Genomic DNA, 8,018 nt, shown 5'->3' on the forward strand with positions numbered 1-8,018 from the left:
TCATTGTCTTATGTTATAATATTAAATTAAATGCTCTCATATGTGACAATATGTTCAACAGTATCACTAATACATGTTAGTTTCTCTGCAAAGAAGCTAGGAAAAGCTAAATAATCCCTCAATTTTTCAATAGGTAGCCAATGCATATATTCACGACCACCTAGGGAATAACTATTGCTATTGAGTTCTTGACTTCCTCTTGGCTTCATTAAAAAGTAAAAGGTTATTTCATGACATTTTAACCCTTCTAATGATCCAGTACCATTAAAAAAGTTCTCATGAATAAAGGCTAATCTTTCAACCTCATATTCTACGCCTGTTTCTTCAAAAACCTCTCTTCTTACTGCATCTTCTGCCTTTTCTCCAAGATGTACACCTCCCCCAACGGAGTAATAATAATCATCTACTTCATTTTTAGCAAAAAGTACTTGTCCATTTTCTATTATAATCGCTGCTGCTCTATATCTAAACCATCCATCTTCTTTTTCAAATCCACAATCCATTTTAAGCCTCCAATTAAAATTTATTTATCTTTTCCATCTAGTTTCGTTTTTATATCATTAAGTTTTTCTATAATAATTATTGTGCATACTATTATTATTGCAGCTAATATCCCTATTCCAGAATCTCCACCAGATATCACTGTAACAAAATAGTATACTAATAATCCTATAAAACCATAAACTATATATAGCACGTTTATCCTCCTTTATATACTATATAATACATTATAAACCATAAATTAATTATAAACCAATAAAAGTAAATATAAAATAAAAAATTCTTACTTCATTAACTCTTACCACTAAAACATGAAAACCGCCCAAAACCAGCATGAATAAAGCAACTATATAAATAGTTATATATTTTAATAGTTTCCTATATACCTATGTAAATAGTTTTCTATATACATGTTTTCCCATTTTAATGAAAATCCAAATACATTCTTTAGTTTTATACATTATATTGAAGAAATTATTTTATAGCATAAGTGTTTATATAGCTAATAATAAGTAAATGTTGAAAAATGAATTACAATAGCTTAGTATTTAAAGCTTAATAGAACCGTATTGGAAAATATGTTATACTATGTATATTAATTAAACAGAATCAATAAATAATTCTAATGCATTCTGAGTGAATAGGAGTAATTTAAAATGAATTCATGGAAAAAATACAAGCACCTTATCATCGTATTGGGTATACTTTTATGGATTTTAGCTAAACTTATTGGAATTCAGCAATGGGATAGTGCCATATTAATGATAACCATTCTATTGTATAGTATTGATGATATTATTGGATATGCAAAAAAAAATGGCATTAAAAAATTTGCTATTTTTATTGGTGTATTTATAATTATATGCTTATTAACATCACTGATATTTATTAAAATATCCCTTAGCTTTCATTTATCACTAATTTCAAAAACAGTTATTATAATTTTAGGATTAGTCATTGATTTATTTATCATAGGTTATACAATGAAGAAATTAGGAACAACTATCTAATTTTGAGCTATTGAAAACAACTAGCACTTAGCCATTAAACAATAAGAGCTGTCAGGGATGACAGCTCAATATAAATTTATACACATTTCTATTTACACTTGGTTAGTTTAGCTAGAAGCTCCAAGAAAATGATGGTTGTTTTGGGTATGGCTGTGATTTAACAATTCTTGCAATACCTATATATTCATGTGTATAACACTGACATTTATATTTATAACTAGAATTTTTACAATTATTCTTATTATACGTTTTTTCCTTAAACATGATAATCCCCCCCTTTCATTAATGAACAAATTTTCTTGCCAATTACACAATATGAAAAATAGGTTAAAAAGTTACTATAATAATTAAAGTAAATAAGAATTATCACTTATATGAGGAGGAATATAATGAAGTTTTTGAGTCCATTAATAGTGGTTTCTGATATAGAAAAGTCAAAGTTGTTTTATTATGAAGTGCTTGGTTTAAAAGTTGTTGAGGATTTTGGTGCAAATGTGACTTTAACAGGAGGTATTGCATTACAAACAAAAGATTCGTGGTGTACTTTTATTCACAAAAAAGATAATGAAATTGTATTTGGAGGAAATGACACAGAATTATACTTTGAAGAAGATGATTTTGATTGCTTTATTCAAAGGCTTAATAACATGACAGATATTAATTATGTACATTCCATAGTAGAACATTCTTGGGGGCAGCGTGTTGTTCGATTTTACGACCCTGACAATCATATTATTGAAGTTGGTGAAAATATGATCATGGTTGTCAGAAGATTCTTGAATAATGGTTTATCAATTAAGGAAATTGCTATTAGAATGGATGTGCCAGTTGATTATGTGAACTTTTGCCTAAAGTAGATTATGACTATATTAAGTTGAGTTTAAGCTTTTTTCAAAGGTTCTTCAATAAATAAAAATACCGTATTATTCATAATGAATAAGCGGTATTCTTATTTCCAAATTTAAATAATTCAATATTAATATTTTCTTTCATATCATTTAGAATTTCATTATTTCTGTTCTAAATAAGTAAAAAAACTATTATTTTCTTAAAAATAAGTCTTTCCTCTTTAATCCATTTCCTTTAATAGATTGTCTCCATCCCATTTCTGCAGCAAACTTATAGGCAACCCTTGGAAAATTTGCTGTTATAAATATATTTTCTTCTGAGGTAGATTTTAAAATATTGTTTGCAATTTGGTTTATAGCTTTTTTTAAGTCTTTCTTAGGTCCATTACCAATAGGTACATTTTTTAAGGATGGGAGCATGCCGCCTGCACCAATTCCAAGCCCTTGTCCCCACTGAAGTCCTGCTTTTATACACCAATTTTCCATAATTTCAATGGCTAATTTATTCTGATGACCTTCATAAAATCCACAATTCACCAAAGAATAAACTTTAATCTCTTTTTCATTTACAGCTTGAAAATAATTTTCTAATTTTGTAAGACAACTTAGCAAATGAGATGGAATTCCATCTACATATAGAGGAAACGCAAATACTAAATCATCACATTCTACTAGATTCTCCATTTCCTTTATACTCAATTGTGGCTTTCTAAAGTGATATTCTATAATCGTATTATCTTGCTTACTTAAAAAAACTTTCAACTCTTGTAAGATGCAATCAGAGGCACTATCTTTAATTTTAGGGCTTCCATTGATAATAGCTATTTTCATAGTATCTCATCCTCCATTTTCTCAATGCTATTAACAAATGAAATACTACTAACATGACAATCCAAATTAATAGAATTTGCTTTCACCAATTTTTCACTAGTTTGTTTTTCTTTTTCAGTTATATTCTCACCATAAAACCAAACTCTCATATCTATATGATTTTTATATCTTCTTCGATGATGCATTTCTCCATTTCTTATTGCAAAATAGGGATGGATATAAGAAATGCTTCGGTCTAATACATTTTTTACGAAGGGACTAAATCCACCATAACAACATTTACTAATAAGAATGACCTCTTGACACTTTGACAAATACTCTCCCATATCACCATATTTATCTCGTATTATACAAGCTCCAGGTGTTTTTATCCAACAACCAAAACAACCAATGCAATGATGTATTGTACCATCATCTGAAATAATAATTGTATCATCTAATTGATTAGGAAATATCTTTTTAAACTCTTTATTTTCTAAGTCATGTATCAATAACTTCATTTTACAATGTTCCTTTCTTATAGTTTATAATATAACTTTCAATTATTGTATCCTCATATAAATAATCATCATTACAAGTTAAGTATTTCATATAAAATAGCATTAAAGAGACATCCCAATTGATGATTCTGTTTCTTCGTGAAACTCATATCCTACACTATTATAAACTGACAATGCTCTTTTGTTTGCACTCCAGACTTCTAGTCTTGATTCCTTGATATTTAAATCCTTTAACCCTTGAAAGGCTCTTATAATCAGATTTTTTCCAACACCTTGCTTTCTCCATTCTTTTGAAACAAATAAATCATCCACCCAACCATATTTATTGTTTAATCCATCTTCCTTTACGATAATAATAATATTACCTACAATTTCGCCCCTATGTTTAGCTGCTATACTGAACCATTGATTTTCTCTTCTTAATTCCTTTATATCCTCAATGGAATAGCCTCTAACAAATACTTCGTTTTGCTTTTCTACTAACTGTTTTATCTCGTCTTCGTTTATAAATTCAAGAGTAGCAAAGTCTATACCCTCAATATCTGTAATCTGGAAACTCTCCTCAGTTATTTTTTTCTTTATAATATGCATTCCTTCATCATGGTTAAAGCCTTTTTTAGAAGAATAATATGCTATATTCTCTTTATTGTCTGAAAAACAACAATGATAGATTCTTACATCAAGCTCCTTATTTTCTTGTCTTATTACTTGTGATTTCTTCATTATTTCATCAAAGATTTGATCTTTTAACTCCCTTTTATCTATAACATCCTTTACTTTAATATCAATGTAGATATTTAATCTAGGCCTTTCATATAAATCAGATTCCATAAAAGGTGAAATTATACCTTCCCCTACTAAGTTATTGTCTTGGTCATAAGCTTCTATCATATGTTTTCTTTTACTATCTTTAATTTTATACATCATAGTTCCCCCACTTTTTAAATTTAATTTTCACCTAAATGTTTTATTATATAAACTATGCTCTTACTACTAGATGAACTTATCACTTTTTCTTTAAGTTATTATCTTTAATAAGGAAATTATAACATATAATACTAATAAAGTATTATTTAAATTTATAGTTATCTCGTTTTATCTAACAATTATTCGTCATACAATAAAGTTACACCTTACCTATGCAAATTTTCAGTATATCGCATATCATATACACTATTTTGAATTTAAGCTATCGTTAATTGTTTCCATATTATTAACTTTTTAAAGAAATTTCACATTTCATATTTACAATTATGTAAATTTGTTCTAATATATAAATAACATAAATTTTTCATTTAATTATTACATATAATTGTGCATAAAATCCATATGCATTCTTTCATAAAAGTGATGAACTACTTTTATAAACATCTTCAAAAATTATTCATCCAATTTTATATAATATGATTTATCTATTGTCACATAATTAATTTTCAAACCCCATATTAAAATTATAATTTTTCATAATATTATATTTGAGATAAACAACTTTAATAATTTCATATTTTAGTTGTTATCTATATAGACAAAACACACTTCATATCATAAGTTACAATTATAATAATTTAAAAGGAGGGATGTACTATTTAGATAATTTTCTATTTATTTTATCTCTATTAAATTCTAATTTTTAGGAGGGAATGTATGAAAAAATTGTTTAAATCAAAACTATCAGTATTTTTATTTCTACTGACATTTTTAGTTACTCAATGTTTCTTCGTATTTAATACTAGAACCACTTCTAGTCTTGACAATGATGGTAACTCAAATAGCACTGAAGATGTTAGTGTTACTGTGTTAGAGTCTGATTCTCACCATACAGTTGTAAAATTTGATATTAATAATTTTAGTAAAGACTTAGTAAACATTAACAATAAATCTTACTATAATATTAATTGTGAGGGTACTAGCTTACCTCTTGAAGAAGGGGCTCCTGAACTTCCTCGCATATGCAGAAATATAGTTATACCAAATGATGCCGACGTTAAGTTGAACGTTATATCATCAGAATATAAAGACTATAAAAACATCCCTATAGCTCCATCAAAAGGTTCTATAACAAGGGATAAAAATCCTGAAGATATACCTTATAAGTTAGGTAAGGAATATAAAAATAAAAACTTTTATCCTTCAGAATTAGTTTCTTTTAGTGAACCTTTCATAATGAGAGAATTAAGAGGGACAACTATTACACTAAATGCATTTCAATATAAACCTAAAAATGAAACTTTAAGAGTTTATAAATCTGTAACTGTAGAAATAATAACAGATGGTAAATCATCAGTAAATTCACTTACCACTTCAAGGTCTAATAAAACCACTTCTGATTTCGAACCTGCTTATTCAAACACATTTATTAACTACAGTAATTTAAAAACTCCTACTCATCGTTTAATGAATAATCCTTCAGAGACAGGCTCTATGCTTATCATATCCTATGATCAGTTTAGTAGTGCTATGAATTCCTTTATTAATTGGAAAAACTCCAGAGGAATAAACACTACATTAGTAAATATGTCTACAGTATCATCATCTAATAATCCAACTGAAATAAAAAACTATATACAAAACTATTACAATCAACACCCTGAATTAACTTATGTACTTCTTGTAGGTGACTATGCACATGTATCCTCTCCTACTTACTCTACAGGGGTTTCTGATCCTACTTATACAAAGGTTGCAGGTTCAGATGATTATCCTGACATATATGTAGGCCGTTTTTCTGCAGAAAGTATTGCAGATGTTGAAACTCAAGTACAAAGATCTATTGAGTTTGAACAAAATGGTTATAATACAGCTGCATGGTTTAAAAAAGGCGTTGGTATAGCATCAGATGAAGGTTCTGGAGAAACAGATATACAACAAATGGATAGTATAAAGAGTAGACTTCTAAATGCAGGTTATACTCAAGTGGATAGTATATACGATCCAGGTGCATCAGCTTCTTCTGTTACTAATAGTCTAAACCAAGGCAGAGGTATAATAAATTATTGTGGACACGGTGCTGAAAATTACTGGGTAACAACAGGCTTCAGCAATACCAATATAAAAAATCTTCAAAACCCAGGACAACTTCCTTTTATTATAAGTGTTTCTTGTGTAAGTGGTAAATTCCAAAGCGGTACTTGTTTTGCAGAAACTTGGCTTCGCTCAAAGAATAGTAACGGAAACCCAATAGGTGCAATAGGAACATTAATGTCAACAGTAAATCAACCTTGGATACCTCCTATGAATGGTCAAGACGGAATAATTGACTTACTTTGCAACAACAGTAGGGTGTCACTAGGCGGCTTGTGTTACTCTGGTGAAACTAGAATGCTAGATAACGGTACAAGCAGTGATTTGTTAACCTTCAACACTTGGACATTATTCGGTGACCCATCTATACAAATCCTACCAGACTCTACAAATCCAACAGACCCTACAGATCCAGAAGAACCAGCAGACCCATATGAACCAAACGATTCTACTTCCCAAGCATATACTATAAATAGTGGTGTAGATTATAGTTCATATATATATTCAAATACAGACGTTGATTATTATAAAGTAACAACTAACAAATCTGGTGTTATCTCTGCAACATTAACAAATCTACCATATGACTATGACTTATACCTCTATAACTCATCAGGAAAAAGAGTAGCCTCTTCTACTAAAAGCTCAACATCAAATGAATCCATTTCTTATTCAGCACGTACACTAGGCACATACTATCTTAAAGTTGTTGGATATAATGGTGCTCATAGTACTTCTACAAAATATAACCTAAATGCAAGTTATCCTATAGCTAACTAAATCTATAATATATAAGGGGGTGCTTGTAGCACCCCCTTAGTATTTAATCTATATTTTAGCCATAAAAAATAACTATCTTAAATTAATAAAATGGTTATTAATGAAGTCATTAAATTTTTATCTATACCGGCCTTCGTTTTAGTATGTTAATATCTACTTCATGTCTACCTGTCATGTCCTTTAATACTTCTATGCTTTCTTTTACTTCTTTAACATTTTTAGAAATATTTTTTATTGATTTCTCAATTAAGTCTGTCTTCTCTTCTATTATTAAATCTGTGCTTTTAAATGAACTTTCATTTTGTTCCCTATGTGAACTTTGTACTTCTACAATCATATCTATATTTTTTTCTATAGCTTCAATTTTTATTGAATTTTTCTTTATCTCACTTTTAACACCATTAATTTCTGTCTCAAGTCTTGTTTGACCTTCTAACAGCTTTACAAGTATATCTTCAATTTCTATATCCAAAACCATCACCCCAACCGCCGATTTTTTATTTAATAACTATAATATGAATACATTA

At 28.6% G+C, this 8,018-nt stretch carries 10 protein-coding genes; 3 read left to right on the forward strand and 7 right to left on the reverse strand.

Going from position 1 to position 8,018, the window contains the following annotated elements; translation table 11 throughout:
• Nucleotides 1-26: 26 nt before the first annotated feature.
• A complete protein-coding gene (locus B3Z56_RS15810; RefSeq protein WP_346873804.1) occupies nucleotides 27-503 on the reverse strand; it encodes an NUDIX hydrolase in 477 nt (158 codons plus the stop codon).
• A 20-nt stretch (nucleotides 504-523) separates the two neighbouring features.
• Complete coding sequence (locus tag B3Z56_RS15815) at nucleotides 524-697, reverse strand: hypothetical protein (RefSeq protein ID WP_167402809.1); 174 nt, start codon at nucleotides 695-697, stop codon at nucleotides 524-526.
• A 460-nt stretch (nucleotides 698-1,157) separates the two neighbouring features.
• Between B3Z56_RS15815 and B3Z56_RS15820 the strand changes: the two genes are divergently transcribed.
• Nucleotides 1,158-1,511 carry a hypothetical protein gene (locus B3Z56_RS15820; RefSeq protein WP_346879172.1) on the forward strand — a complete coding sequence of 118 codons (354 nt, stop codon included), beginning with the start codon at nucleotides 1,158-1,160 and terminating at the stop codon, nucleotides 1,509-1,511.
• Between the two features lie 111 nt (nucleotides 1,512-1,622).
• On the opposite strand, the gene B3Z56_RS15825 is transcribed toward B3Z56_RS15820, so the two are convergent.
• Nucleotides 1,623-1,775: a hypothetical protein gene (locus B3Z56_RS15825; protein WP_167402807.1), complete on the reverse strand. Its 153-nt coding sequence runs from the start codon at nucleotides 1,773-1,775 to the stop codon at nucleotides 1,623-1,625.
• Between the two features lie 125 nt (nucleotides 1,776-1,900).
• Between B3Z56_RS15825 and B3Z56_RS15830 the strand changes: the two genes are divergently transcribed.
• Nucleotides 1,901-2,368, forward strand: a complete 468-nt coding sequence (locus tag B3Z56_RS15830; protein WP_346879173.1) for a VOC family protein — start codon at nucleotides 1,901-1,903, stop codon at nucleotides 2,366-2,368.
• A 183-nt stretch (nucleotides 2,369-2,551) separates the two neighbouring features.
• On the opposite strand, the gene B3Z56_RS15835 is transcribed toward B3Z56_RS15830, so the two are convergent.
• The 3 genes from B3Z56_RS15835 to B3Z56_RS15845 form a co-directional block, all read right to left on the reverse strand.
• A complete protein-coding gene (locus tag B3Z56_RS15835; RefSeq protein ID WP_346876913.1) occupies nucleotides 2,552-3,190 on the reverse strand; it encodes a hypothetical protein in 639 nt (212 codons plus the stop codon).
• Nucleotides 3,187-3,690 (reverse strand): flavodoxin family protein, encoded by a 504-nt coding sequence (locus B3Z56_RS15840; RefSeq protein ID WP_346846634.1) that lies wholly within the window; start codon nucleotides 3,688-3,690, stop codon nucleotides 3,187-3,189. The genes B3Z56_RS15835 and B3Z56_RS15840 overlap by 4 nt, the downstream gene beginning before the upstream one ends.
• 102 nt (nucleotides 3,691-3,792) lie before the next feature.
• On the reverse strand, nucleotides 3,793-4,614 hold the full coding sequence (locus B3Z56_RS15845; protein WP_346846633.1) for a GNAT family N-acetyltransferase: 822 nt from the start codon (nucleotides 4,612-4,614) through the stop codon (nucleotides 3,793-3,795).
• Nucleotides 4,615-5,334: 720 nt separating this feature from the next.
• On the opposite strand from B3Z56_RS15845, the gene B3Z56_RS15850 reads away from it, so the two are divergent.
• On the forward strand, nucleotides 5,335-7,491 hold the full coding sequence (locus tag B3Z56_RS15850; protein ID WP_346846632.1) for a C25 family cysteine peptidase: 2,157 nt from the start codon (nucleotides 5,335-5,337) through the stop codon (nucleotides 7,489-7,491).
• 121 nt (nucleotides 7,492-7,612) lie between these two features.
• Here B3Z56_RS15850 and B3Z56_RS15855 read toward each other — a convergent pair whose 3' ends face one another.
• Entirely contained in the window at nucleotides 7,613-7,963 is a 351-nt protein-coding gene (locus B3Z56_RS15855) for a hypothetical protein (RefSeq protein WP_346846631.1), read from the reverse strand.
• Nucleotides 7,964-8,018 lie beyond the last annotated feature (55 nt).

The organism is Clostridium sp. UBA7791 (assembly GCF_002480755.1).
Classification (GTDB): Bacteria; Bacillota; Clostridia; order Clostridiales; family Clostridiaceae; genus Clostridium_J; species Clostridium_J sulfidigenes.